At 34.3% G+C, this 2,028-nt stretch carries 3 protein-coding genes; 2 read left to right on the top strand and 1 reads right to left on the bottom strand.

Going from position 1 to position 2,028, the window contains the following annotated elements; translation table 11 throughout:
* Positions 1-227: hypothetical protein (locus AC3DU7_RS29480; RefSeq protein WP_488042801.1), on the bottom strand; the 227-nt coding region annotated here is incomplete at its 3' end.
* A gap of 486 nt (positions 228-713) precedes the next feature.
* Between AC3DU7_RS29480 and AC3DU7_RS29475 the strand changes: the two genes are divergently transcribed.
* Positions 714-1,619 carry an MBL fold metallo-hydrolase gene (locus AC3DU7_RS29475; RefSeq protein ID WP_488042800.1) on the top strand — a complete coding sequence of 302 codons (906 nt, stop codon included), beginning with the start codon at positions 714-716 and terminating at the stop codon, positions 1,617-1,619.
* A 43-nt stretch (positions 1,620-1,662) separates the two neighbouring features.
* Positions 1,663-2,028: diheme cytochrome C (locus AC3DU7_RS29470; RefSeq protein WP_488042799.1), on the top strand; the 366-nt coding region annotated here is incomplete at its 3' end.

Genomic DNA, 2,028 nt, shown 5'->3' with positions numbered 1-2,028 from the left:
TGGTAGATATTTTCCTTACTAAATTGTGCATCAATACTGCCAGTTGAGCTTTTTCCTGATTTATGGCATAATGCTATGCTAGTCTCTGTACTATTTTTTATACTCTCAAGAATATGTTTGATCCTAGAGACTCGAACATGAACTGAAAACCATGTGAATAGCTTGCTTTGCAGTTTAAGTAAATCTAATTCTGATGATTTTGGTATTGAAAATTCTTCATGTTTCATAAAAATGATTTTGACTTCGCACTGATGATTTTGATAAAAGTTTGTGATTTTATCAAGTTATAAACTTATCCAACTATTTACCGAATAGACAACAAAAGGAGGGGATAAAAAATTATAATGTTTCGGCAGGTTCTAGTATTTGTTTTTGGTAAAATTATCAAAATCAACCGACCTATCAACCCTCAGCTATCCAAAATCGACAAGTTATAACTTTTTAGAATAAAGATTTACTTTATTTACTAGTTTGCTATCTTAAAATAGCTTAATTATACAGAGTTAAAAGTTATAAAAATTTAACTGTGACATTTTTCCAACTAATCATAATAAAAATTTTATGATTGTCAAGTATTGCTTTCTAGACTAAATTACATATACATATATATATACTAGCGAGCATTAATACTTGATTTTGCTAGAATAATCTCAATTAATAGTTAAGAATTTCTTAACAGATTCGTATTAACCGCAAGTCTGAAACACAGAAATATGCAGTCCTCAGAGCCTTCAGCCCCAATATCACAATCTGAGGAGGTAGATACTCAGTTAGCCTCCTTGCAAACCAAGTTTGTAGTTGAATTCTGGGGTGTACGAGGTAGTATACCTACCCCTGGTAGTAGTACAGTTCGCTATGGTGGTAATACCTCCTGTGTAGAAATGCGCTTAGGGGAAAAGCGTTTGATTTTTGATGGAGGTACAGGTTTAAGAGTATTGGGTTTAAACCTAATGAAACAAATGCCAGTGGAAGCTCATATATTCTTTAGTCATACTCACTGGGACCATATTCAAGGATTCCCATTTTTTGTTCCTGCATTTGTGCCAACCAATAAGTTTCACATACATGGGGCCATAGCACCTGATGGAACTACAATTAAGGAATGTTTATCCGATCAAATGGTCAACCCTAACTTTCCTATTCCTTTACAGGTAATGGCTTCTGAGATGAAGTTTTATGACTTTAGCACTGGAGATGTAGTTAGGATTGATGATATTGAGATTGAAACAGCTCCCCTCAATCATCCGAATTTTGCCATTGGATATAGAATTTGTTGGCAGGGTAAAACAGTAGTTTATTGTCCAGATACAGAGCATTATGAAGATCGTTTTGATGAAAATGTACTTCATCTAGCTCGTAAAGCTGATTTACTTATTTATGATGCTACCTACACAAATGAAGAATACTATGATCCTGAATCTCCTAAAATTGGTTGGGGACATTCTACTTGGCAAGTAGGTGTGGAAATAGCAAAAAAAGCGGGAGTCAAACAAATAGTTATGTTTCAACATGACCCTTCTCATCATGACAATTTATTGGATGAAGTTCAAGTTGCTCTCCAGTCAGTATTTCCCAATGGGTTAGTAGCAAAAGAGGGTATGACAATTCCAATTCTTTAAAGAAACAAAAAATAATGAAGTACTAACACTAGAGATTATATTCATGCCAATATCTAATCTCATAAATAAAGGTAGACGACGACCATCTCTTTTTTTACTTCTACTACTGATATTTTTATGGAGTGCAAGTTGTGGTTTGGTTATGGCAAAAGTTTCTACTGCAACAAATATTTTACATGAGCCTCAACTAATGAGTAATGTTGATGTAGTTCCCAAACGTCACCAATTAGGACTGTCGTTATACTTGAAGAATTGTGCTACTTGTCATATTCCAGTACCACCTCAAGTCCTTCCCACAGAAAGTTGGAAAATAATTCTAGAGGATTCTCAACACTACGGTATACAAATTCCTACCCTTATAGATCCACCTCGTCAACTTATTTGGAATTACCTACAAGTATCTTCTCGT

This window comes from Okeania sp., assembly GCF_983059655.1.
The sequence above is the reverse complement of the archived record's forward strand: the minus strand, read 5'-3'. Positions and strand labels throughout refer to the sequence as shown.

Bases quoted from the DNA above. Each gene is read 5' to 3' on its own strand.
- AC3DU7_RS29475 (WP_488042800.1), top strand. From the start codon at position 714: ATGCAGTCCTCAGAGCCTTCAGCCCCAATATCACAATCTGAGGAGGTA.